The sequence below is a fragment of the Cedecea sp. FDAARGOS_727 genome (genome assembly GCF_012273235.1).
In the GTDB taxonomy this organism is placed as follows: domain Bacteria; phylum Pseudomonadota; class Gammaproteobacteria; order Enterobacterales; family Enterobacteriaceae; genus Cedecea; species Cedecea davisae.
In genome coordinates this window covers 1,826,076-1,850,788 of record NZ_CP050966.1, presented here as the reverse complement: position 1 = coordinate 1,850,788, position 24,713 = coordinate 1,826,076, and the positions used below count along the sequence as shown (strand labels likewise).

22 protein-coding genes are annotated in these 24,713 nt (G+C 53.8%); 5 read left to right on the top strand and 17 right to left on the bottom strand.

Annotated elements, in window-relative coordinates:
* Window positions 1-50 precede the first annotated feature (50 nt).
* From glmS to asnC, 15 genes are all read right to left on the bottom strand, one after another.
* Complete coding sequence (glmS, locus tag FOC35_RS08890) at window positions 51-1,880, bottom strand: glutamine--fructose-6-phosphate transaminase (isomerizing) (protein ID WP_172568704.1); 1,830 nt, start codon at window positions 1,878-1,880, stop codon at window positions 51-53.
* 240 nt (window positions 1,881-2,120) lie between these two features.
* Window positions 2,121-3,491, bottom strand: coding sequence for a bifunctional UDP-N-acetylglucosamine diphosphorylase/glucosamine-1-phosphate N-acetyltransferase GlmU (glmU, locus tag FOC35_RS08885; protein WP_172568703.1), 1,371 nt, complete (start codon window positions 3,489-3,491; stop codon window positions 2,121-2,123).
* A gap of 296 nt (window positions 3,492-3,787) precedes the next feature.
* Window positions 3,788-4,207 carry a F0F1 ATP synthase subunit epsilon gene (locus tag FOC35_RS08880; protein ID WP_016538822.1) on the bottom strand — a complete coding sequence of 140 codons (420 nt, stop codon included), beginning with the start codon at window positions 4,205-4,207 and terminating at the stop codon, window positions 3,788-3,790.
* Window positions 4,208-4,226: 19 nt separating this feature from the next.
* Window positions 4,227-5,609 (bottom strand): F0F1 ATP synthase subunit beta, encoded by a 1,383-nt coding sequence (gene atpD, locus FOC35_RS08875; protein ID WP_016538823.1) that lies wholly within the window; start codon window positions 5,607-5,609, stop codon window positions 4,227-4,229.
* A 156-nt stretch (window positions 5,610-5,765) separates the two neighbouring features.
* The gene (gene atpG / locus FOC35_RS08870) at window positions 5,766-6,629 is read right to left on the bottom strand and encodes a F0F1 ATP synthase subunit gamma (protein ID WP_016538824.1); all 864 of its coding nucleotides are present in this window, start codon (window positions 6,627-6,629) and stop codon (window positions 5,766-5,768) included.
* Between the two features lie 50 nt (window positions 6,630-6,679).
* Window positions 6,680-8,221 carry a F0F1 ATP synthase subunit alpha gene (atpA, locus tag FOC35_RS08865; RefSeq protein ID WP_016538825.1) on the bottom strand — a complete coding sequence of 514 codons (1,542 nt, stop codon included), beginning with the start codon at window positions 8,219-8,221 and terminating at the stop codon, window positions 6,680-6,682.
* A gap of 12 nt (window positions 8,222-8,233) precedes the next feature.
* Window positions 8,234-8,767 (bottom strand): F0F1 ATP synthase subunit delta, encoded by a 534-nt coding sequence (atpH, locus tag FOC35_RS08860; RefSeq protein ID WP_016538826.1) that lies wholly within the window; start codon window positions 8,765-8,767, stop codon window positions 8,234-8,236.
* A 14-nt stretch (window positions 8,768-8,781) separates the two neighbouring features.
* A complete protein-coding gene (gene atpF, locus FOC35_RS08855) occupies window positions 8,782-9,252 on the bottom strand; it encodes a F0F1 ATP synthase subunit B (protein WP_016538827.1) in 471 nt (156 codons plus the stop codon).
* A gap of 61 nt (window positions 9,253-9,313) precedes the next feature.
* Window positions 9,314-9,553, bottom strand: coding sequence for a F0F1 ATP synthase subunit C (gene atpE, locus FOC35_RS08850; RefSeq protein ID WP_000429386.1), 240 nt, complete (start codon window positions 9,551-9,553; stop codon window positions 9,314-9,316).
* A 47-nt stretch (window positions 9,554-9,600) separates the two neighbouring features.
* On the bottom strand, window positions 9,601-10,419 hold the full coding sequence (gene atpB, locus FOC35_RS08845; protein WP_016538828.1) for a F0F1 ATP synthase subunit A: 819 nt from the start codon (window positions 10,417-10,419) through the stop codon (window positions 9,601-9,603).
* An 8-nt stretch (window positions 10,420-10,427) separates the two neighbouring features.
* Window positions 10,428-10,808 (bottom strand): F0F1 ATP synthase subunit I, encoded by a 381-nt coding sequence (gene atpI / locus FOC35_RS08840; RefSeq protein WP_016538829.1) that lies wholly within the window; start codon window positions 10,806-10,808, stop codon window positions 10,428-10,430.
* A 619-nt stretch (window positions 10,809-11,427) separates the two neighbouring features.
* Window positions 11,428-12,051 carry a 16S rRNA (guanine(527)-N(7))-methyltransferase RsmG gene (gene rsmG / locus FOC35_RS08835; protein WP_016538831.1) on the bottom strand — a complete coding sequence of 208 codons (624 nt, stop codon included), beginning with the start codon at window positions 12,049-12,051 and terminating at the stop codon, window positions 11,428-11,430.
* Window positions 12,052-12,107: 56 nt separating this feature from the next.
* Window positions 12,108-13,997 carry a tRNA uridine-5-carboxymethylaminomethyl(34) synthesis enzyme MnmG gene (gene mnmG / locus FOC35_RS08830; protein WP_016538832.1) on the bottom strand — a complete coding sequence of 630 codons (1,890 nt, stop codon included), beginning with the start codon at window positions 13,995-13,997 and terminating at the stop codon, window positions 12,108-12,110.
* Window positions 13,998-14,366: 369 nt separating this feature from the next.
* Window positions 14,367-14,816 (bottom strand): FMN-binding protein MioC, encoded by a 450-nt coding sequence (gene mioC, locus FOC35_RS08825; protein WP_016538833.1) that lies wholly within the window; start codon window positions 14,814-14,816, stop codon window positions 14,367-14,369.
* 89 nt (window positions 14,817-14,905) lie between these two features.
* Window positions 14,906-15,364 (bottom strand): transcriptional regulator AsnC, encoded by a 459-nt coding sequence (gene asnC / locus FOC35_RS08820; RefSeq protein ID WP_008457765.1) that lies wholly within the window; start codon window positions 15,362-15,364, stop codon window positions 14,906-14,908.
* A 155-nt stretch (window positions 15,365-15,519) separates the two neighbouring features.
* Here asnC and asnA point away from each other — a divergent pair, with 155 nt between their 5' ends.
* Window positions 15,520-16,512 (top strand): aspartate--ammonia ligase, encoded by a 993-nt coding sequence (asnA, locus tag FOC35_RS08815; protein ID WP_172568702.1) that lies wholly within the window; start codon window positions 15,520-15,522, stop codon window positions 16,510-16,512.
* 3 nt (window positions 16,513-16,515) lie between these two features.
* Here asnA and viaA read toward each other — a convergent pair whose 3' ends face one another.
* Window positions 16,516-17,967: an ATPase RavA stimulator ViaA gene (gene viaA / locus FOC35_RS08810; RefSeq protein WP_172568701.1), complete on the bottom strand. Its 1,452-nt coding sequence runs from the start codon at window positions 17,965-17,967 to the stop codon at window positions 16,516-16,518.
* A complete protein-coding gene (ravA, locus tag FOC35_RS08805) occupies window positions 17,964-19,457 on the bottom strand; it encodes an ATPase RavA (RefSeq protein ID WP_172568700.1) in 1,494 nt (497 codons plus the stop codon). Before ravA ends, viaA begins: the two co-directional genes overlap by 4 nt.
* A 221-nt stretch (window positions 19,458-19,678) precedes the next feature.
* Here ravA and kup point away from each other — a divergent pair, with 221 nt between their 5' ends.
* The 4 genes from kup (at window position 19,679) to rbsC (ending at window position 24,707) form a co-directional block, all read left to right on the top strand.
* Window positions 19,679-21,547 carry a low affinity potassium transporter Kup gene (gene kup / locus FOC35_RS08800; RefSeq protein ID WP_172568699.1) on the top strand — a complete coding sequence of 623 codons (1,869 nt, stop codon included), beginning with the start codon at window positions 19,679-19,681 and terminating at the stop codon, window positions 21,545-21,547.
* A gap of 254 nt (window positions 21,548-21,801) precedes the next feature.
* Window positions 21,802-22,221, top strand: coding sequence for a D-ribose pyranase (gene rbsD / locus FOC35_RS08795; protein ID WP_172568698.1), 420 nt, complete (start codon window positions 21,802-21,804; stop codon window positions 22,219-22,221).
* A gap of 9 nt (window positions 22,222-22,230) precedes the next feature.
* Window positions 22,231-23,745 carry a ribose ABC transporter ATP-binding protein RbsA gene (gene rbsA / locus FOC35_RS08790; protein WP_172568697.1) on the top strand — a complete coding sequence of 505 codons (1,515 nt, stop codon included), beginning with the start codon at window positions 22,231-22,233 and terminating at the stop codon, window positions 23,743-23,745.
* Entirely contained in the window at window positions 23,742-24,707 is a 966-nt protein-coding gene (gene rbsC, locus FOC35_RS08785) for a ribose ABC transporter permease (protein WP_016538841.1), read from the top strand. The genes rbsA and rbsC overlap by 4 nt, the downstream gene beginning before the upstream one ends.
* The last annotated feature ends 6 nt before the right edge of the window (window positions 24,708-24,713 follow it).

Genomic DNA, 24,713 nt, shown 5'->3' with positions numbered 1-24,713 from the left:
TTACGGAGAGTTTTCTTTATCCTTAATCGCAACCGATTGGTGGCAGAAAATTACTCAACCGTTACCGATTTCGCCAGGTTACGCGGCTGGTCCACGTCTGTGCCTTTGATAAGCGCGACGTGGTAAGAAAGCAGCTGTAGCGGCACGGTGTAGAAGATTGGGGCAATCACCTCTTCCACATGCGGCATCTCGATGATGTGCATATTGTCGCTACCGGTGAAACCGGCATCCTGGTCGGCGAAGACATACAGCTGGCCGCCACGGGCGCGCACTTCTTCAATGTTGGATTTCAGTTTTTCCAGCAGTTCGTTGTTTGGTGCCACAACGATAACCGGCATATCAGCATCAATTAACGCCAGCGGGCCATGTTTCAGCTCGCCTGCGGCGTAGGCTTCAGCGTGAATATAAGAAATCTCTTTCAGCTTCAGCGCACCTTCCATCGCGATCGGGTACTGATCGCCACGGCCAAGGAACAGCGCATGATGTTTGTCGGAGAAATCTTCTGCTAATGCTTCAATGCGTTTGTCCTGAGACAGCATCTGCTCGATGCGGCTCGGCAACGCCTGCAGGCCGTGAACGATCTCGTGCTCAACGGAAGCATCAACACCCTTAAGACGCCCCAGCTTAGCCACCAGCATCAGCAGAACGGTAAGCTGAGTGGTAAATGCCTTGGTGGAAGCTACGCCGATTTCAGTTCCGGCTTTGGTCATCATCGCCAGGTCGGATTCGCGCACCAGAGAAGAACCCGGCACGTTACAAATCGCCAGAGAGCCAAGGTAACCCAGCTCTTTGGAAAGACGCAGCGCAGCGAGCGTATCGGCCGTTTCGCCAGACTGGGAAAGGGTGATCATCAGGCTGTTACGGCGAACCGCAGATTTGCGATAGCGGAATTCCGAGGCAATTTCGACGTCACAAGGTACGCCAGCAAGCGCTTCGAACCAGTAACGGGAAACCATACCGGAGTTATAAGAAGTTCCGCAGGCGACGATTTGAATGTGCTCAACCTGAGACAGCAGCTCGTTGGCTTTTGGCCCCAGCTCGCTCAAGTCCACCTCACCGTGGCTGATGCGCCCGGTCAGCGTATTTTTGATGGCGTTTGGCTGCTCGTAGATCTCTTTCTGCATATAGTGGCGATAAATACCTTTGTCGCCCGCGTCATATTGCAGGTTTGATTCGATGTCCGGACGCTTAACCAGCTCGCCTGTATTATCGAAAATCGTCACCGAGCGGCGGGTGACTTCGGCAATATCGCCCTCTTCCAGGAAGATAAAGCGACGGGTCACCGGCAGCAGCGCCAGCTGGTCGGAAGCAATGAAGTTTTCGCCCATGCCGAGACCGATAACCAGCGGGCTGCCAGAACGAGCGGCCAGCAGGGTGTCAGGATGACGAGTATCCATGATGACCGTGCCGTAGGCACCGCGCAGCTGAGGGATGGTGCGCAGCACGGCTTCGCGCAGCGTACCGCCCTGTTCCAGCTCCCAGTGCACCAGGTGAGCAATCACTTCGGTGTCGGTTTCGGAAACAAAGACGTAGCCGCGCTGTTGCAGCATTTCGCGCAGCGGTTCGTGGTTTTCAATGATACCGTTGTGCACCACCACGATGTAGTCAGAGACATGCGGGTGAGCATTGGTTTCTGAAGGTTCGCCGTGGGTTGCCCAGCGGGTGTGAGCGATCCCGGTGCCGCCGTGCAGCTCGGTTCCCTCAACCGCTTCGGCAAGCTTTTGCACTTTACCCAGGCGACGCAGACGAGTCATATGACCCTTTTCGTCCACAACCGCCAGACCCGCAGAGTCATAACCGCGGTATTCCAGGCGACGTAACCCTTCAAGAAGGATTTCAGCGATATCACGTTGCGCTACTGCGCCAACAATTCCACACATAATTTTAAGTCCTGATAATGGCGTTAGCCATGTGTTGTCGCTGACCTGTTTTTTCCGGTTTTCCGGAGCCCCGAGCCTTGTAGAGAGTGGGGTTATTTTTATGCTTACTGCTTTTGGGTGGAGGATTATGTTATCCCCTCACCCCGGTCCTCTTCCCAAAGGGGCGAGGGAGAAAAACACCGCACCTAACGATCCCCTCTCCCCTGTGGGGAGAGGGTTAGGGTGAGGGGTATAAATCCGTTACTTTTTCTTCACCGGACGCTGCCAGCCCTGAATATGGGTCTGCTTCACGCGGCTAATCACCAGTTCGTTTTCCGCCACATCACGCGTGATTGTCGTCCCGGCGCCAATAGTTACGCCGCGAGCCACGGTGACAGGAGCCACCAGCTGAGTGTCGGAGCCGACAAAGACATCGTCGCCGATGATGGTTTTGTGTTTGTTTGCACCGTCGTAGTTACAGGTGATGGTGCCCGCGCCAATGTTTACGTTGTCGCCAATTTCCGCATCACCGAGGTAGCTCAGGTGGCCAGCTTTAGAACCTTTGCCCAGGCGAGCTTTCTTCATTTCAACGAAGTTACCGACGTGTGCGCCTTCTGCCAGCTCGGCGCCTGGGCGCAGGCGGGCAAACGGCCCAATGGTGCAGGCTGCTTCAAGCGTGGCGTCTTCGATAACGGTATAAGGACTGATTTCACAGTCATCACCGATTACCGCGTTCTTGATAACACAGCCGGTGCCAATTTTGACGCGATTGCCCAGCGTGACCTTGCCTTCCACAATCACATTAGTATCAATCTCGACATCACGCCCGTGAACCAATTCACCGCGCAGATCGAAACGTGCCGGATCGCGCAGCATGACGCCGGCCAGCAGCAGCTTGTCCGCCTGTTCGGTCTGGAATACGCGCTCAAGGCGGGAGAGTTGCAGGCGGTTATTCACGCCCTCAACTTCACTCAGTCGATCCGGATGAACGGCGGCGATTTCGCGCCCTTCACCGTGGGCCAGGGCAATAATGTCCGTGATGTAGAACTCGCCCTGGGCGTTGTTGTTATCCAGCTTACCAAGCCAGCGCTTCAGGTCTGCGCCGTTAGCCACCAGAATCCCGGTGTTGATCTCGTTGATTTTGCGCTGCTCTTCGCTCGCGTCTTTATGTTCAACAATGCCGACAACTTTCCCGTTTTCACGCGCAATACGGCCATAGCCGGTTGGATCGTCAAGCTTAACGGTCAGCAGGCCAATGCCGCCTTGCGGTTTGGCTTCACGCAGGCGCCGTAAAGTATCAACAGAGATCAGCGGCACGTCGCCGTAAAGCATCAGAATGTCTTCGTCATCGGCAAAGAAAGGCGCGGCCATTTGCATTGCGTGGCCGGTTCCCAGCTGTTCCGCCTGAAGCACCCAGTTCAGAGAGTCATCGCTCAGGGTCTGCTTAAGCAGTTCGCCGCCGTGGCCGTATACCAGGTTAACCCGCTGAGCGCCCAGCTTATTAGCCGCATCAATAACATGCTGAACCATTGGCTTTCCGGCCAGAGTGTGCAGCACTTTCGGGAGGTCTGAATACATGCGGGTCCCTTTGCCTGCGGCAAGGATAACCACGCTCATTGCACTGTTTGACATACGTGTCCTGAATCGTGTGAGTTCGAGAAGTAAACCGATTTAGCCTTGAAAATTCTACATATTTTGCAGCAAAAAATGCATTGCCGCTAAATCATCCATTACCGGGCGTTTTGGGGCCTGTTTTTTATAAACACCGGCACCAGCCTGAGGGTAAAAAGTAGAAATTTGGCCTAATCTCTCTTTGTTACAGCTATATAGCGAGTTTAGAGCTTATTTTAGCGCCGGAATAAAGCTGAGGGATAAAAAAAATGCCAGTCTGGTTTCCCGGACTGGCATTTGTCTTTTCAAGCAGGTAGTTACATCGCTTTTCTGGTTAACTCGATAACGCGCAGTTTGGCGATAGCCTTAGCCAGTTCAGCAGAAGCCTGAGCGTAGTCCACGTCGCCGTGGGAGCTATGCATGTGTTCTTCAGCTTTACGTTTCGCTTCCAGGGCTCGCGCTTCGTCGAGATCCTGGCCGCGAATCGCTGTGTCAGCCAGTACGGTTACGTTACCCGGCTGCACTTCCAGAACACCACCGGACAGGTAGATAAACTCTTCATGTCCGTGCTGCTTCACGATGCGGATCATACCAGGCTTAATGGCGGTGAGCAGCGGGGCGTGGCCCGGGAAAATACCCAGTTCACCTTCGCTACCCGTTACCTGGATCTTCTCGACCAGACCGGAGAACAGTTGCTTCTCCGCGCTGACGACGTCCAGGTGATATGTCATAGCCATGTCACCCTCCGATTAGGCGTTAAAGTTTTTTAGCTTTCTCAACGGCTTCGTCGATAGAGCCAACCATGTAGAACGCCTGCTCTGGCAGATGGTCGTATTCGCCGTCCATGATGCCTTTAAAGCCACGGATGGTATCTTTCAGCGAAACGTATTTGCCTGGAGAACCGGTAAAGACTTCTGCTACGAAGAATGGCTGGGACAGGAAGCGCTGGATCTTACGCGCACGTGCCACAACCAGTTTGTCTTCTTCAGACAGTTCGTCCATACCCAGGATGGCGATGATGTCTTTCAGTTCCTGGTAACGCTGCAGGATAGACTGTACGCCACGAGCGGTATCGTAGTGTTCCTGACCAACAACCAGCGGGTCCAGCTGACGGCTGGTGGAGTCCAGCGGGTCTACTGCCGGGTAAATACCCAGAGATGCGATCTGGCGGCTCAGCGTAACGGTTGAGTCCAGGTGCGCAAAGGTGGTCGCCGGAGACGGGTCAGTCAAGTCATCCGCAGGAACGTAAACGGCCTGTACGGAGGTGATGGAACCGGTCTTGGTGGAGGTAATACGCTCCTGAAGAACACCCATCTCTTCCGCCAGAGTTGGCTGGTAACCTACCGCAGAAGGCATACGACCCAGCAGCGCGGATACTTCAGTACCGGCCAGGGTGTAACGGTAGATGTTATCAACGAACAGCAGAACGTCACGACCTTCGTCACGGAATTTCTCCGCGATGGTCAGACCGGTCAGCGCTACGCGCAGACGGTTACCCGGTGGCTCGTTCATCTGGCCGTAAACCAGGGCAACTTTGTCCAGAACGTTGGAGTCGGTCATTTCGTGATAGAAGTCGTTACCCTCACGAGTACGCTCACCCACGCCCGCAAACACGGAGTAGCCGGAGTGCTCGATCGCGATGTTACGGATAAGCTCCATCATGTTTACGGTTTTACCCACGCCCGCACCACCGAACAGACCTACTTTACCGCCCTTAGCGAACGGACAGATAAGGTCGATTACTTTGATGCCGGTTTCCAGCAGTTCCTGAGAGCTGGACAGCTCTTCATAGGAAGGTGCCGCGCGGTGAATAGCCCAACGGTCTTCTTCGCCGATATCGCCTTTCATGTCGATCGGCTGACCCAGCACGTTCATGATACGGCCAAGGGTCGCTTTACCTACCGGGACTTCGATCGGGTGCTCGAGGTCTTTAACTTCCAGACCACGACGCAGACCGTCGGAAGAACCCATAGCGATGGTACGCACGATACCGCCGCCGAGCTGCTGCTGAACTTCCAGCACCAGCTGCTCGCTGTTATTTTGTACTTCAAGCGCATCATAAACGCGCGGTACGCCGTCCTGAGGGAACTCGACGTCCACCACGGCGCCGATTACCTGGACAATCTTTCCAGTAGCCATCTTGAATCCTCTACGTAATTCGTTTACCCGTCATATTTCAATTTGCAGACGCGTTGACTGCCTTCCCTCACCTCAGTCACTTACTTAAGCAAGCTCCGAAGGATTCGCTCAGTTGCCGTCTTTCTGCAAACCGAACTATTTAGGGTAATAACCTGGTTAAACCGCGGACGCGCCACCGACGATTTCGGTGAGTTCCTGAGTAATGCTGGCCTGACGAGCTTTGTTGTAGACCAACTGCAGCTCTTTAATCAGGCTGCCGCCATTATCGGTCGCGGCTTTCATCGCCACCATACGCGCGGCCTGCTCGCTGGCCAGGTTTTCTACGACGCCCTGATAAACCTGAGATTCGACATAACGACGCAGCAGGGTGTCCAGCAGCGCTTTCGGATCCGGTTCGTACAGGTAGTCCCAGGATTTACGCTTCAGCTCCTCATCTTCTGATGCCGGTAACGGCAGCAGCTGAGTGATGGTCGGAACCTGAGACATGGTGTTGATAAATTTGTTGCTTACAACGTACAGCTTGTCCAGACGACCTTCGTCGTAGGCCTGTAACATCACTTTCACCGGGCCAATCAGTTCGGACAGGGAAGGGTTATCTCCCATACCGGTCACCTGAGCAACCACGTTGCCACCAACGGAATTGAAGAAAGACACGCCTTTTGAGCCGATCATCGCGAGTTCGCTCTGAACGCCTTTATCGGACCATGCTTTCATATCCGCCAGCACTTTTTTGAACAGGTTGATGTTCAAACCACCGCACAGACCACGATCGGTCGACACCACCAGGTAGCCCACGCGCTTAACGTCGCGTTCTTCCAGGTAAGGGTGCTTATATTCCAGATTACCGGTTGCAAGGTGACCAATCACTTTGCGCATGGTATCTGCATAAGGACGGCTGGCCGCCATGCGATCCTGCGATTTACGCATTTTGGAAGCGGCGACCATTTCCATCGCTTTGGTGATCTTCTGCGTGTTCTGGACGCTTGCGATCTTACTACGTATCTCTTTTGCGCCGGCCATGAGCTTCTCCTCAATGCCTCGCGGCCTGCCCTAAGGCAAGCCGCCAGACGTTACCAGGACTGGGTTGCTTTAAACGAGTCGAGGATGCCTTTCAGCTTGCCTTCGATCTCATCGTTATAGCCACCGGTCTGGTTAATCTCTTGCATCAGCGGAGCGTGATCACGGTCAGCGTAAGCCAGCAGAGCGGCTTCGAAGCTACCGATTTTCGCCAGTTCCACGTCTTCGAGGTAACCGCGTTCAGCCGCGAACAGCACCAGGCCCTGCTGTGCAACAGACATTGGGGCATACTGTTTCTGTTTCAGCAGCTCGGTCACTTTCTGACCATGGCTCAGCTGTTTACGGGTTGCTTCGTCCAGATCGGATGCGAACTGAGAGAACGCAGCCAGTTCACGATACTGTGCCAGCGCGGTACGAATACCACCGGACAGTTTCTTGATGATCTTGGTCTGAGCAGCACCACCAACACGAGATACCGAGATACCCGGGTTAACTGCCGGACGAATACCGGAGTTAAACAGGTTGGTTTCCAGGAAGATCTGACCATCGGTAATCGAAATTACGTTGGTCGGAACGAACGCAGAAACGTCACCAGCCTGAGTTTCGATGATCGGCAGCGCGGTCAGGGAGCCGGTTTTACCTTTTACTTCACCTTTGGTGAAGTTCTCGACGTATTCAGCGTTAACGCGGGATGCGCGCTCCAGCAGACGGGAGTGGAGGTAGAACACGTCGCCAGGGAAGGCTTCACGGCCCGGTGGACGACGAAGCAGCAGGGAAACCTGACGGTAAGCAACAGCCTGTTTGGACAGGTCATCGTATACGATCAGCGCATCTTCACCGCGGTCACGGAAGTATTCACCCATTGCACAACCGGCATATGGCGCCAGGTATTGCAGTGCAGCGGATTCAGAAGCGGTCGCCACAACAACGATGGTGTTAGCCAGCGCGCCGTGCTCTTCCAGCTTACGAACTACGTTAGAAATGGTGGACGCTTTCTGGCCGATAGCCACGTACACACATTTGATGCCGGAGTCACGCTGGTTGATGATGGCGTCGATTGCCATCGCGGTTTTACCGGTCTGACGGTCACCGATGATAAGTTCACGCTGACCACGACCGATTGGGATCATGGCATCAACGGATTTATAACCCGTTTGAACCGGCTGATCGACGGACTGACGTTCGATAACGCCCGGTGCGATAACTTCGATTGGCGAGAAGCCATCGTTATCAATCGGACCTTTACCGTCAATTGGTGCACCCAGGGTGTTCACCACGCGGCCCAGCAGGCCACGGCCAACCGGTACTTCGAGGATACGGCCAGTACACTTAACTTTCATGCCTTCGGCAAGGTCAGCGTATGGGCCCATAACTACGGCACCTACGGAGTCGCGCTCCAGGTTCAGTGCGATAGCGTAACGGTTTCCCGGCAGGGAAATCATCTCACCCTGCATACAATCGGCCAGGCCGTGAACGCGGATAATACCGTCACTTACAGATACAATTGTACCTTCGTTGTGAGCTTCACTCACAACATTGAACTGAGCAATGCGCTGCTTGATCAGTTCGCTGATTTCGGTGGAATTCAGTTGCATGCTCCAGTCCCCTTAAGACTGCAAGACGTCTGCAAGGCGTTCAAGACGGCCGCGTACGCTACCGTCAATGACCATATCACCCGACTGGATGATAACGCCCGCCATAACAGACTTATCGATTTTGCAATTCAGCTTAACTTTGCGTGACAGACGTTTTTCCATTGCAGCGGTAATATTCGCAAGCTGTTCATCACTCAGGGAAGCCGCAGAAGTTACTTGAACTTCAGCAATGGCTTCGCTCAGGGCGCGTAAATGCGCAAACTGCTCGAGAACATCCGGGAGCGCTTTCAAACGACCATTATCAGCCATAACCCGAATCAGGTTTTGGCCGTTGGCATCCAGCTGCTCGCCGCAAATGGCGATGAACGAATCTGCGAGCGTTTCAGGTGCCAGTGCACCGGAAAGGAGCTCTTCCATTTGTTCGTTTTTCGTTACCTCGGCAGCAAACGCCAGCATGTTCTGCCAGCGGTCTACGCTCTGGTGTTCGACGGCAAAGTCAAAAGCTGCTTTGGCGTAGGGGCGAGCTACAGTAACAAATTCAGACATCAGCCCCTCCCTCCTTACAGTTCAGCGACCAGTTTATCGACGATGTCGCTGTTAGCAGCTTCATCTACGGAACGTTCGATTATCTTCTCGGCACCGGCAATTGCCAGCAGAGCGACCTGCTTACGCAGCTCTTCACGAGCGCGCTTACGCTCCGCGTCGATTTCTGCCTGAGCCTGTTCAACGATTTTATTACGTTCCTGCTCTGCCTCAGTTTTCGCTTCATCAAGGATCTGCGCACGGCGTTTGTTCGCCTGCTCAATAATCACCTGAGCTTCCGCTTTGGCTTTTTTCAGCTGGTCGGTCGCGTTGGCCTGTGCAAGGTCAAGGTCCTTGTGAGCACGTTCAGCAGAAGCAAGACCGTCAGCAATTTCTTTTTGACGTTTCTCGATGGCTGCCATTAAAGGCGGCCATACATACTTCATGCAGAACAGAACAAACAGGACAAACGCGATGGCCTGGCCGAGGATTGTTGCGTTAATGTTCACAGCACAATGCCTCTTTGTTAGTTAACGTTCTGATATTGCTTGATGACTCAAACATCGCTCACTACGCGACGGCGAACATCACGTACAGACCCAGACCAACAGCGATCATTGGGATTGCATCCACCAGACCCATAACGATAAAGAACTGAGTACGCAGCAGTGGAATCAGATCTGGTTGGCGTGCAGCGCCTTCCAGGAATTTGCCCCCGAGGATGCCGATACCGATCGCAGCACCGATTGCCGCCAGACCCATCATCACAGCGGCAGCCATGTACAGCAGATCCATATTCAGGTTTTCCATGACAGTCTCCAAGTTTGTTTCAGTTAAACGCAGTAGTGGTAAGTAAATTAATGTTCTTCAGACGCCATCGACAGATAGACGATCGTCAGAACCATGAAGATGAAGGCTTGCAGCGTAATAATCAGGATGTGGAAAATGGCCCATGGCACATTCAGAATCCACTGTGACCACCACGGCAGCAGGCCAGCAATCAGAATGAAAATCAGCTCACCGGCATACATGTTGCCGAACAGTCGCAGACCCAGCGATACAGGTTTGGACAGCAGGCTTACCCCTTCAAGGATTAAGTTGAACGGAATAAATGCCCAGTGATTGAACGGCTGCAGCGTCAGCTCTTTCGTGAAGCCGCCAATGCCTTTCATTTTGATGCTGTAGAACAGGATCAGGACAAACACGCCCAGCGCCATTGAGAGGGTGATATTCACGTCAGCAGACGGCACCACACGCAGGGCAGGGAGGCCAAAGATGTGCTCGCCGATGTACGGCAGCAGATCGATTGGCAACAGGTCCATCACGTTCATCAGGAAGACCCAGACGAAAATCGTCAGAGCCAGTGGAGCGATAACCTTGCTTTTGCCATGGTACATGTCTTTCACGCTGCCATGTACAAAGCCAATGATCAGCTCTACAAAAGTCTGAAATTTACCCGGGACGCCGCTGGTCGCGGTTTTCGCCACTTTACGGAACAACACCAGGAACACCAGACCCAGAAATACTGAGAAGAACATGGAGTCGATGTTGAGCGTCCAGAAGGTAGCCGGGGGGTTATGCGGATCCACCAGCGAGAAAGTACGCAGGTCCAGCTGAAGGTTATTCAGGTGGTGACCTATATACTCCTGCGGTGTAGAGATTTCTCCTGCAGACATGATGCCTCTTACCCTTTGTTGTTAATTACAGCTGGTGCGAGTATCTGCACAACCAGCACCGAAACCCACGTCACTATTAGCGGCAAAAACACCGCCTTAAAGTACGCCAGCGCCACCACCAGAATAGTAAAGGTCGCAATCACCTTCAGCACTTCGCCGATGGCGAATGTCCAGGCCACGCGGCCTTTAGAGGGTGTATGCGCCTGATGGCGCCAGGCAAAAATCATAAACAGTACGTTTGGCAGCCAAACTGCCATGCCTCCGCCAACGGCAGAAGCGCCCCATGAGGGAGCTTTCAGGCAAAACAGCAGTCCGATTGCCACTACAGCCAGAAGTTGGATGAACAGAAGCTTACGGGCTACGTTCTTACTCAAGAGCGACACTGACATGACGTTTCCTAACTCCTGCCACCTATGAGGTATGTCGCGTGTCGTATAAAACTGTCTTTGCGACTCTGAGTCAAGCCTCAAAAAGCGAGCAAATTATACGGTGCGGCCCAGTGATTTCAAACAATAAGTAGCGAAAAGGTGAACAAATGTTTAATTAATTTTCCGCACGGCCATTTTCTTACTTTTGATGAATCCCGTCAGCTTCCTCAAAAAGTGCAAATAAGCCGAAATAGCCAGCAGCAAAGCGTGCACGGGATCACAAATTAAACATCTTATCCCCGGCCGCGATTTTGCTGCCTCATAAAGCACTAATTACATATGACTGATAATTAAGCTGATTAATGCATACTCTGTTTAAAACAACCTGAAACGTCATTTAAACCTTTCATTGACATCGCAGTAAAACTTTTAACATCCAATACAGACCATTCTGCGACGTAATTTTAGCCGGATGATATTTTCAAATAAAACTATTACCCTGGTAATTAACTCATCCGGCGTTAAGGTTAGGATAATTCCTGGTTAAAGTTTGGTTAAATGTAACCAACCATTTCATCGGTAACGATGGGGAATTTTAACCTGGGTGAAACATCTCTATCGCGTCGTTTTTTGACAAATATTAAGTTTTGTTTGGCTTAATGCGCACCAAATGCCTCTCCCCTTCCAGGCCGGGGACCTCAAGTTTGACGATATCTTCGACGGCAAACCCTGCCGGTAAAGCGCTTATCTCGTCATCCGGGCGAATGCCTTTCAGCGCATAGAAGCGGCCGTGCTCACCCGGCAGGTGGTGGCACCAGGTCACCATGTCGTTCAGCGAAGCGAAAGCGCGGCTGATAACCCCGTCAAACGGCGGTTCTGCCGGGAAATCTTCAACCCTGCTCTGCACCGGCGTGATGTTCTCAAGCTTAAGTTCGTGCTGGACCTGGCGCAGAAAACGCACGCGCTTGCCGAGGCTGTCCAGCAGGGTGAAATGCGAGTCCGGACGAACGATCGCCAGCGGAATACCCGGCAGGCCAGGACCCGTGCCAACGTCGATAAAGCGACTCCCCTGCAGGTGAGGCTCAACCACGATGCTGTCGAGAATATGGCGTACCAGCATTTCGTCCGGATTGCGGACCGAAGTGAGGTTGTAAGCCTTGTTCCATTTGTCGAGCAGCGAGACGTAGCCCACCAGTTGCTGCTGCTGAGTTTCCGGTAGAGTGATGCCCGCTTCTTTCAGCAGACGGGATAATTTAGTCAGCACGTTGTAAAACCCATAAAAAAATAGGCCAGGTTTGCCTGGCCCGTTATCGTTTATTTTCAGGCGCTGCGTCGCAGCAGACCCTGTTTTTTCAGCCAGATAAGCAAAATAGAGATCGCCGCAGGGGTAATACCCGAAATGCGTGTCGCCTGGCCAATAGAAACCGGTTTATGATCGTTAAGCTTGGCAATCACTTCGTTGGACAGCCCGTTAACCTGGCTGTAATCAAGCGTCGCAGGCAGCAAAGTATTCTCGTTACGCTGCTGTTTTTCAATCTCATCCTGCTGGCGAGCGATGTAGCCTTCGTATTTCACCTGGATCTCAACCTGCTCTGCAGCCTGAGGATCTTCAAGCCCCGGAGCAAACGGCGAGAGCTGCATCATGGAAGCATAGGTCATTTCCGGGCGACGCAGCAGATCTTCACCGTTAGCTTCCCGCGAGAGCGGTGCGCTAAGGCGAGCATTTACTTCTTCGATTTGCTCAGAATGCGGGTGCAGCCAGACATCTTTCAGGCGCTGACGCTCACGCTCGATCATTTCAAGCTTGTCGTTAAAGCGTGCCCAGCGCTCGTCGTCAACCAGGCCCAGCTCGCGGCCCGCTTCGGTAAGACGCAGGTCGGCGTTGTCTTCACGCAGCATCAGGCGATACTCGGCGCGTGAGGTAAACATGCGGTACGGCTCTTTGGTCCCCAGAGTGCACAGGTCATCGACCAGGACACCAAGGTAGGCCTGGGAGCGCGCTGGCGCCCAACCGTCTTTTTCGGCCGAAGAGCGCGCGGCGTTCAGACCCGCGAGCAGACCCTGGGCAGCGGCCTCTTCATAGCCGGTCGTCCCGTTGATCTGTCCGGCAAAGAACAGGCCCTGAATATATTTACTTTCCAGCGTAGGTTTCAAATCACGCGGATCGAAGAAATCGTACTCAATAGCGTAGCCAGGACGAACGATCTTCGCGTTTTCCATCCCTTTCATCGAGCGGACGATTTGCATCTGCACGTCAAACGGCAGGCTGGTGGAGATGCCGTTCGGGTAAATTTCGTTGCTGGTCAGGCCTTCCGGCTCAAGGAAGATCTGGTGTGCGTTGCGGTCGGCAAAACGCATTACTTTATCTTCGATAGACGGGCAGTAACGTGGGCCAATACCTTCGATAACACCCGCATACATTGGGCTGCGGTCGAGGTTATTACGAATAACCTCGTGAGTTTGCTCGTTGGTATAGGTCATGTAACACGGCACTTGCGCAGGATGCTGGTTAACGTTCCCCATGAACGAGAACACCGGCATTGGATTATCGCCATGCTGCTGGGCAAGTACGCTGAAATCGATAGTGCGTGCGTCAATACGCGGAGGCGTGCCGGTTTTAAGGCGACCGACGCGCAGCGGGAGTTCACGTAAACGACGGGAAAGCGGGATCGAAGGAGGATCGCCTGCACGTCCGCCGCTGTAGTTATCCATCCCGATGTGGATCTTGCCGTCGAGGAAGGTGCCTACGGTGAGCACAACCGCTTTGGCGCGGAATTTAAGCCCCATTTGGGTCACGGCGCCGACAACGCGATCGTTCTCGACGATCAGGTCTTCAACCGCCTGCTGGAAGATCATCAAGTTAGGCTGGTTTTCCAGTGCGGTACGAACGGCTTGCCGGTAAAGCACGCGGTCTGCCTGAGCACGAGTGGCGCGAACCGCCGGGCCTTTGCTGGCGTTTAGTATCCTAAACTGGATGCCGGCACTGTCGATGGCCTTCGCCATCAAGCCACCGAGGGCGTCCACTTCCTTAACCAAATGTCCCTTGCCAATACCGCCAATTGCCGGGTTACAGGACATCTGTCCCAGCGTGTCGATATTGTGTGTCAGAAGCAGGGTCTGCTGACCCATACGAGCTGCGGCCATTGCCGCCTCTGTGCCTGCATGACCCCCGCCGATGATGATGACGTCAAAAGGATCTGGATAAAACATGGTAACTGCCTCGGTTGCGCGATGAGGGTTTGTGACTTCCCGGGCTGGGGATTCTACTCAACTTTAGTCTTTCGAGAAAGCATCGGGATCTTTGGTAATTAAAAGAAGATCTTTTTTATTTAAAGATCTCTTTATTATGATCTCTTATTAGGATCGACCACTTCTGTGGATAACCCATTTTACTGCATCAGGATCAATGACCTGGAAAGGATCGTTTGCTGTGAATGATCGGTGATCCCAGACAGTATAAGCTGGGATCAGAATGGAGGTTTATACACAACTCAAAAAGTGAACAGGAGTTATTATTTGGATAACTACTGCTTAATCCAAGCTTTTAACCAGACTTATCCACATCTGATCGGACGATCTTTACACTTCAGGGAGTAAATTTTTCCATGATCCGACCCAAACCTCTGCCGGATCTTCAGGAATATCGTGTTCGAGGATGTTTATTTTGAGCAATTCCCCCAAACGGGTGGCCCCACATTCACTCAGCAACAGGTCTATCTTCTCTATTGCACCGCAAAACGTATCGTATTCGCGGCTGCCTATTCCGACTGCGCCGTAGATTACGCCGCTCAAGTTCGGACGCTGTTCATTTATAGCGTCATATAAAGGCTGCAGGTTATCCGGCAGATCGCCAGCGCCGTGCGTAGAGGAGATAACCAGCCAGATACCGCTGGTGGACAGATCTTCCAGCAGAGGGCCGTGCTGAATTTCAGTGCTATGCCCCGCTTCCTCCAGCTTTTCAGCCAGGTGTTCTGCTACATACTCGGCGCTGCCAAGCGTACTGCCGCTAATCAGAGTGATATCTGCCATTATGTCCCGCCTTTTCAGATCGAGGCGTATTGTACGCTGTGAAAGAGCGGGGATCTACCTGTGGATAATATGGGTATTAAAATTAACGCTTAGGGGCGGATGGTGCGCATGATCGGGTTTTGCAGGGAGATCAGCGTTTCCGTGGACTGAATTTCATCGATTGTTTGGATCTTGTTGATAAGTACCTGCTGCAGGGCATCAATAGATCGGCACATTACTTTAATAAAGATGCTGTAGTGGCCCGTGGTGTAATAGGCCTCGGTCACTTCGTCGAGGTTTTCCAGCTTGGTCAGTGCCGAGGGGTAATCTTTGGCGCTCTTAAGAATAATGCCGATAAAGCAGCAAACGTCATAGCCGAGCTGCTTTGGACTGATGTCGATGCGTGCCCCGGTAATGATGCCAGCCTGCTTCATCTTCTCTACGCGAACGTGAATCGTCCCCGGGCTGACGCCAAATTGTTTGGCCAGTTCGGCATAAGCGGTGCGCGCATTTGCCATTAATGCTTCCAGTATCCCGCGATCGAGATTGTCGATCTGATAATTATCCATCACTTTTTCCTATGATAAATGCCGATTCTCCATTTTTTATAGCCTTAAATTCGTCGATTAAAAAGAGGAAGGGCTTTTTTATTATTGATTATTGAATCTGGTGCCATGTTTGTTGCTTAATCGTTGACAGAAACAACACAACAAAGAGAAAAACCATGAAAACTACCTACATTGCTAAACAGCGCCAGATTAGTTTTGTGAAAGCTCATTTTTCCCGTCAGCTGGAAGAGAAGCTTGGTCTGATTGAAGTCCAGGCCCCGATTCTTAGCCGCGTGGGTGATGGCACACAGGACAACCTCTCAGGCAGCGAAAAAGCGGTGCAGGTAAAGGTGAAAACCTTGCCTCAGGCGCAGTTTGAAGTGGTGCATTCGCTGGCCAAATGGAAAAGAAAAACGCTCGGCCAGCATGACTTCAGCGCGGGCGAAGGGCTTTACACGCACATGAAGGCCCTGCGCCCCGATGAAGACCGTTTATCACCGATTCACTCGGTATATGTGGATCAGTGGGACTGGGAACGCGTGATGGGAGACGGCGAGCGTCACCTGGGGACGTTGAAACAGACGGTAGAAAGCATTTGGGCGGCAATAAAAGCCACCGAAGCTGAAGTAAGCGAGCATTTTGGGCTGGACGCTTTCCTGCCGGAGCAGATTCATTTTGTTCACAGCGAAACCTTGCTACAACGCTTCCCTGAGCTGGACGCCAAAGGCCGCGAACGTGCGATTGCCAAAGAACTTGGCGCGGTATTTTTGATGGGCATCGGCGGCAAACTGTCGGACGGCAAGCGTCACGATGTTCGCGCCCCGGATTATGATGACTGGTCTACTCAGGCTGAAGGCGGCCTGGCCGGTTTAAACGGCGATATTCTGGTGTGGAACCCGGTGCTTGAAGACGCTATCGAGCTCTCTTCTATGGGGATCCGCGTGGATGCTGAAACCCTGAAGCGCCAGCTGGCTACAACCGGCGATGAAGATCGCATGGCGCTGGAGTGGCACCAGTCGCTGGTAAAAGGCGAGATGCCGCAAACCATCGGCGGCGGTATCGGTCAGTCACGCCTGACAATGTTGCTGCTACAGCTGCCGCACATCGGCCAGGTTCAGTGCGGCGTATGGTCGCCAGAGATTCAGGGCAAGGTCAGCGGTCTGCTGTAATTCTCAGCGCCGCCAGCGACGCAGCAGGCGGCTTCTCATCCCGGTATCAAAGCGCCAGATATGGTCGAAAATACGCATGATGCCGGGTTTCCCGTGCCCCGACATTGCCACGGCATGAAAACGGTTCTGATACTGGCGCTGTAGCGCTTTCACGCTGCTGACAACGTCGTCGGGCAACCGCTGGGCGATGAAATCAGAGATAACCACCGCATCGGAGTCGTGCCAGTCCCCGGTTTGCATTTTTTCAAGGATCGAGCGGAAGCAGCTGGCCAGATCGGTGCCGCCGCTGAAATGCTGGCTTAAAAAACGGATAGCCTGATCGATGCCGTCCCGGCCGCTCACCTCGTAACGCACCACTTCGCTGGAAAACAGCATAATGAAGCAGCGCCGGTTATCGGCCAGCGCGATGCGCATCAACGCCAGGCAGAAAGCCTTTGCGCACTGCTCGTTGAAACCGCCCATTGAACCGGAAGTGTCCACGCAGACGATAAACGGGCCGCGTGGCTGCTCGTCGAAGTCCTGGTGAGCAACCGGACGCTCCACTATCTTCTCTCGCCACGCGTCGCCATGGAGCCGGTAAGTGAGTAACTGCTTCTCCACCAGCCGCCGGTAGAACTCAAATTCCAGCTCGGTAATGCCCAGCGTTGCAAGCTCGGGGGGCAGCAGGCGCAGGATATCGTCGCTGCGTTGCAGGCCGTCTACCTGCTCCGGCACTGTTGCAGGTTCACGAACCAGCATGCGCCAGGGCTCGGTGGGAGAATCTTTACGCGGGACCGATTTGGCTTCGCGAGAGCGGCCAAGCTGTTCGGCAAGCTGCATCAGCTCCGGCTGGCCGGTAAGAAACTCGCCGTACTGGACAATCAGCTGATAGTCCCCGCGCTTTAACGTGCCTCCGCTCATATCCCACAGCTTGCCTGCGGCCTTGTCATTTTCCGCCAGGGCCGGGTCTAACTGACCGCTGAGCGCCAGGCGTTCCTGGATCTCTGCCAGCAGCTTATCGCGCTCATCGTCCAGTAACTGCTGGTTAAGGGAAGTCGCCTGAACCACCAGACTTAACCGCCAGCGTTGCAGAAACAGGGTATGGAGCGCCGGAGTAAAATGCGGATTGTCGGCGACCAGCCGTTTCGCCTGTTCATGAAAGGGAGAGCCGAGCTTATGCAAAAGCTCGATGATATCGGGCAGCCTGGCCGTAAGCTGCCCGGTCGTGAGCAGCTGACTCTGTTGGTAACAAAGCACCTCCTGGGCCAGCTCATCAGGAACGTGGCCATCTTTCAGGCGGCTTTTTAACTGGTCCCGCCAGCGAGGTAAGTCTTCACTAACTGCTTTCTTTAAACGCGGAAACTTTTCAAAGAACACCGCCAGCTGAGGCGCCGCCAGTAGCGTAATAATAATCTCTTCTATCAGCTCGCCTTCGCCAATAGCCAGGATCATATCCAGCGTTTCCACACTTATCATTGACGCGCCTGTTTCAGCTGGGCGGCGACATCCTGCAGGCTGGCCTCAATTTTCCCCAGCCATTCATTTTCGATAAACAGGCATTTTTGCTGATCATTAAAGCGTTCATGCTGCTGATGCAGCGCGGCGTCGAGATCGTCGAACTGCTTTTTGATTTCGTCAGGAACGCCCTGCTGCTGGTGGCCCGGCAGCGCGAGGCGCGTCCCCTGAAGGCTGACATCACGGATAGTCAGATGCTGGCTACCGTCTACTTCAAGGTTGAGCTGCTGAGCAAAACCGATCCCATTGAGCTTGCCGCGGATCTCGCCACCTTTATTAAGCCATAGCGCCAGCGCTTCACGGGCAAGGGTGATATGGATAACTTCAATATCGTGCAGCTTCAGCGGCTTCTGTAGCTGCAGGGTTAGCGTTTCTCCCGCGAGTTCGTCCGGCAGCTGATACTGCGGCTTACGGCTGAACATCCCGTTTTGTTTGATAACCGTGAAGGCGTCCCTGTCGCTGCTTTGCTGCTGGAGCTGGAGCCTGCGCTGTACGATGCCGCTCAGTTTGCTGAGGATGGCCTGCTGCTGCCACGCGTGTCCGGTCATCAATACTTCAATCTGCTGCTGCATTAAATTCATGGTGGCGGTGTCGTGCCACAGGCAGTCTTTGAGCAGGATAAGATCGATAGGCGCAACCGCGTCACGGCCGTTAAAGAAGGCGCTTGCCTGGAGCAGGCGAATGGCTTTCTTCCAGCGGCGGTCTGAGACATAAGGCGCGCCGGGCGTAGCCTCAAGCTGCTGTCTCAGAGTGAAAATCAGCTCAAAGACTTCATCCGGCAGCGCGACGCCGCCAATTTGCTGCTGCCAGCTGAAATACTCCTCGTCGGTGACCTGAAGGCTTTCAGGTACCGGATTAAAGTTTTCATCGTGCTGGCTTATCAGCATCGAACGGAAGTTGGCCTTGTCCTGGACTTTGTCCAGCCACAGGCGAATCAGCATGCGGTCATAAAGCGCTTCCAGGCTGTTGTCGGCTTCCGGCAGTTCGTTGGAAGCGGCCACCAGCAGGCGCATCGGGATTTTTTCTTCGCTGGCGCCGTTGCGGAAGCGACGTTCGTTAATCGCGGTTAGCAGGGTATTCAGGATTGCCGGTCCGGCTTTCCAGATTTCGTCGAGAAACACAATTTCTGCTTCCGGCAGGTAACCCGCGGTAAGGCGCTCATAGCGGCCTTCATCTTTTAAAGCCTGGATAGATAGCGGGCCAAAAACTTCTTCTGGCGTTGAGAAGCGAGTCATTAGATATTCGAAGGCACGAGCTTCGCGAAACGCGAACTTGAGGCGGCGAGCGATCAAACTTTTGGCTATTCCCGGCGGGCCGAGTAAAAAAACGCTCTCGCCGCTCAGCGCCGCCAGCAGGCAGAGGCGAACGGCGTGCTGACGCTCAAAAAGTCCTTTTTCCAGCGCCTGGCTGAGGCGTGAAATTCTTTCAGCCAGCAAATGTGATTGAGCCATAATTAGCTTTGCATCCTTACGCGGTTACCCAGGAGGAACGCGAGTATAGCGTTTATTTTTAGCCAGTTAATGTGCTGATTATGCCGCACACAACATTTGAGCTGAGTTAAGGCAAATGCATTTAGGGGTACGATTTACACAATAATCGTGCATACTGTGCGCCGTTTTGTGGGCCAAGGGACTAAGCACACGTTTTCGGGATTCCAACAAAAGATTAGTCTATGAGCGCTGATAATAAACAATCGTTGCCTGCCGTTACGCTGGCTGCTATCGGGGTTGTGTACGGTGATATCGGTACCAGCCCGCTTTATACCCTTAGAGAATGCCTGTCCGGGCAGTTTGGGTTTGGCGTTGAACGCGACGCCGTATTTGGCTTTTTGTCGTTAATTTTTTGGCTGCTGGTTCTGGTCGTCTCCATTAAATATCTCACCTTTGTGATGCGTGCGGATAACGCAGGAGAAGGCGGGATCTTAACCCTGATGTCGCTTGCCGGGCGCAATACGACGGCACGTATGACCTCGGTGCTTGTGATCATGGGGTTGATTGGCGGCAGCTTCTTCTACGGCGAGGTGGTTATCACGCCGGCGATATCGGTGATGTCGGCCATAGAAGGCCTGGAGATAGCCGCGCCGCAGCTGGATCAATACATCGTCCCGCTTTCTATCATTGTCCTGACGCTGCTGTTTATGATTCAGAAGCACGGCACCGGGATGGTGGGCAAGTTGTTTGCTCCGGTGATGCTGCTGTGGTTCCTGACGCTCGCCGTCCTGGGCGCGCGCAGTATTATCGGCAACCCGGAAGTCCTGCAGGCGCTTAACCCTGCCTGGGCGGTGAATTTCTTCGTGCAGTATAAAACGGTGTCATTCGTTGCCCTTGGTGCGGTGGTGCTGGCGATAACCGGCGTTGAAGCGCTGTATGCCGATATGGGGCACTTCGGTAAGCTCCCGATTCGCATCGCATGGTTTATTGCGGTTCTGCCTTCTCTGGTCCTTAACTATTTTGGCCAGGGCGCGCTGCTGCTGAAGAACCCGGAAGCGATTAAAAACCCATTCTTCCTGCTGGCCCCTGACTGGGCGCTGATCCCGCTGCTGATTCTGGCGACGCTTGCCACGGTTATCGCCTCTCAGGCCGTTATTTCCGGGGTCTTTTCGCTGACGCGCCAGGCGGTTCGTCTGGGCTATCTCTCGCCAATGCGCATCATCCACACCTCGGAAATGGAGTCCGGGCAGATTTACATTCCAGCGATTAACTGGATCCTGTATATCGCGGTGGTTATCGTCATTGTCAGCTTTGAACACTCAAGCAACCTGGCCGCGGCATACGGCATTGCGGTAACTGGCACAATGGTGCTGACCTCGATTCTTTGCTGCACCGTAGCGCGCAAAAACTGGCACTGGAATAAAATTGCCGTGCTCCTGATGTGTGCGGGCTTCCTGTTTATCGACATACCGCTGTTCTCCGCCAACCTCGAGAAGATCGTCTCCGGCGGCTGGCTGCCGCTGACGCTCGGCCTGGTGATGTTTACCATTATGACCACCTGGAAAAGCGAGCGTTTCCGCCTGCTGCGCCGCATGCACGAGCACGGCAATTCTCTGGAAGCGATGATTGCTTCGCTGGAGAAATCTCCGCCGGTTCGCGTGCCGGGCACGGCGGTGTATATGTCGCGCGCCCTGAACGTGATTCCGTTTGCCATGCTGCATAACCTCAAGCACAACAAAGTGCTGCACGAACGAGTGGTGCTGCTGACGTTGCGCACGGAAGATGCGCCGTATGTTCATAACGTGCGTCGCGTTTCCATCGAACAGCTGTCGCCGACTTTCTGGCGGGTTGTCGCAAGCTACGGCTGGCGTGAAACGCCGAACGTGGAAGAGATTTTCCATCGCTGCGGGCTGGAAGGCCTGAGCTGCCGGATGATGGAAACCTCATTCTTTATGTCGCACGAGTCGCTGATTATCGGCAAACGCCCCTGGTACCTGCGCCTGCGCGGTAAGCTATTCCTCGCCCTGCAGCGAAATGCGCTGCGCGCGCCTGACCAGTTTGAGATCCCGCCAAACCGGGTTATTGAGCTGGGAACCCAGGTCGAGATTTAACCCCTCTAATATTGCCCGGTGGCGCTATGCTTACCGGGCAATTTTTTTATTGTTGCGCGCAGATGCCCTCACCCCGGCCCTCTCCCACAGGGAGAGGGAGTAAACACTAAAAACGGCAACCCAAGTTGCCGTTTTACTTTTACTGTCGAAACGTTTCGATGCCGATCACATTTCTTTAACCTGGTGGTTGTTTTATCGGCACCTCATTTCCTACACTCATCATTAGCGAAACGTTTCGCTAGTGGAGCAGGAAAATGAAGAAAGGTACCGTTCTTAACGCTGATATTTCGTCCGTTATCTCCCGTCTTGGGCACACCGACACGCTGGTGATTGCCGATGCCGGGCTGCCAATCCCGCGCAATACGCCGCGCATTGATTTGGCGCTGACTCACGGCGTTCCGGGCTTTATGCAGGTCGTGGACGTGGTAACTCAGGAAATGCAGGTTGAGGCGGCTATTCTGGCTTCTGAAATCAAACAACATAATCCCGCGCTTCACGAAACGTTGCTCAAACAGCTTGAGCAACTGCAAAAACACCAGGGAAACACCATTACTATTCGTTACATCAGTCATGAGCAGTTCAAGCAGCACACCGCTGAAAGCCGGGCGGTTATTCGCAGCGGGGAGTGTTCCCCGTATGCGAATATCATTCTCTGTGCTGGCGTAACCTTCTAGGAGGCCGGTATGGAACCTTTACTGCAACTGAAAGGGATCGACAAGTCGTTCCCCGGGGTGAAAGCTCTGTCCGGCGCGGCGCTAAACGTCTATCCTGGCCGGGCAATGGCGCTGGTGGGTGAGAACGGCGCCGGCAAATCGACCATGATGAAAGTGCTGACCGGGATCTACACCAAAGATGCCGGTTCGCTGCTGTGGCTGGGCAAAGAAACCGCCTTCAGCGGCCCTAAAGCCTCTCAGGAAGCGGGCATCGGCATTATTCACCAGGAGCTGAACCTTATTCCGCAGTTAAGCATCGCCGAGAACATCTTCCTTGGCCGTGAGTTTGTCGGGCGTTTTGGCAAAATCGACTGGAAAAAGATGTACCGGGAAGCCGATAAACTGCTGGCTAAACTCAACCTGCGTTACACCAGCGAACGTCTGGTTGGCGAGCTGTCGATTGGCGACCAGCAGATGGTTGAGATTGCCAAAGTACTGAGCTTTGAGTCGAAGGTCATCATTATGGATGAACCGACGGATGCGCTGACCGATACCGAAACCGAGTCGCTTTTCCGCGTTATCCGCGAGCTGAAGTCTCAGGGCTGCGGCATCGTCTATATCTCCCACCGCATGAAAGAAATCTTCGAAGTTTGCGATGACGTTACCGTCCTGCGCGACGGGCAGTTTATTGCCGAGCGCGAAGTGGTTTCACTTAATGAAGACACGCTTATCGAGATGATGGTTGGCCGTAAGCTTGAAGACCAGTATCCGCATATCGATAAACAGCCGGGGGAGGTTCGCCTGCGGGTTGATAACCTCGCTGGCCCGGGCGTGAAGAATGTTTCTTTCGAGCTGCGTAAGGGCGAGATCCTCGGCGTTGCCGGGCTGATGGGCGCCGGGCGCACAGAATTAATGAAGGTGCTGTACGGCGCGCTGCCGAGAACCGGCGGTTATGTGGCGCTGGATGGCCGCGAAGTGGTGACCCGCTCGCCGCAGGATGGGCTGGCAAACGGCATCGTTTATATCTCTGAAGACCGCAAGCGTGACGGGCTGGTGCTCGGTATGTCGGTAAAAGAGAACATGTCGCTTACCGCGCTGCGCTACTTCAGCCGGGATGTTGGCAGCCTGAAGCATAAAGATGAGCAGCAGGCGGTGCAGGACTTTATCCGCCTGTTTAACGTGAAAACGCCTTCGATGGAGCAGCCCATCGGCCTGCTTTCCGGCGGTAACCAGCAGAAAGTGGCGATTGCCCGCGGCCTGATGACGCGCCCAAAAGTGCTGATCCTCGATGAGCCGACGCGTGGCGTTGATGTCGGGGCGAAAAAAGAGATTTATCAGTTAATTAACCAGTTTAAAGCTGATGGCTTGAGCATCATCCTTGTGTCCTCGGAAATGCCGGAAGTGCTGGGCATGAGTGACCGCATTATGGTTATCCACGAGGGGCGTCTGAGCGGAGAGTTCTCCCGCGAAGAGGCAACCCAGGAAGCGCTTATGGCCGCGGCCGTCGGCAAGCTTAATCGAGTGAATCAGGAGTTACATAAATGAGTACCCAGACCGTATCCACCCGTCGCTGGTTCACCAAAGCGTGGCTGCTGGAGCAAAAATCGCTGATCGCTCTGCTGGTGCTGATTGCGATTGTCTCTGCCCTTAGCCCGAACTTCTTTACCGTAAATAACTTGTTCAACATCCTGCAGCAAACCTCGGTCAACGCCATTATGGCCGTCGGGATGACGCTGGTTATCCTGACTTCAGGAATCGACCTGTCCGTCGGTTCTTTGCTGGCGCTGACCGGGGCGGTGGCCGCCTCGATTGTCGGTTTTGAGGTGAACGCTCTGGTCGCCGTTGCCGCAGCCCTGGCGCTTGGTGCTGCTATCGGTGCGGTGACCGGGGTCATCGTCGCCAAAGGCCGGGTGCAGGCATTTATCGCCACGCTGGTGATGATGCTGCTGCTGCGCGGGGTGACGCTGGTTTATACCAACGGCAGCCCGATGAATACCGGGTTCTCGGATAACGCGGATCTGTTCGGCTGGTTTGGTATCGGCCGCCCGCTGGGCATCCCGACGCCGGTATGGATTATGGGCGTTGTCTTCCTGGCCGCCTGGTACATGCTGCATCACACTCGTCTGGGGCGCTATATCTATGCCCTTGGCGGTAACGAAGCCGCAACTCGCCTGTCCGGGATTAGCGTCAACAAAGTTAAAATCATCGTCTACTCTCTTTGTGGCCTGCTGGCTTCGCTGGCCGGGATAATCGAGGTTGCACGTCTTTCTTCCGCTCAGCCTACGGCGGGTGCGGGCTACGAACTGGATGCCATTGCGGCGGTCGTGCTCGGCGGTACCAGCCTCGCAGGCGGTAAGGGACGGATTGTCGGGACGCTCATCGGGGCATTGATCCTCGGATTCCTGAACAACGGTCTGAATTTATTAGGTGTTTCTTCTTATTACCAGATGATCGTCAAAGCGGTGGTTATTTTGCTGGCGGTGCTGGTAGACAACAAAAAGCAGTAAAACCAT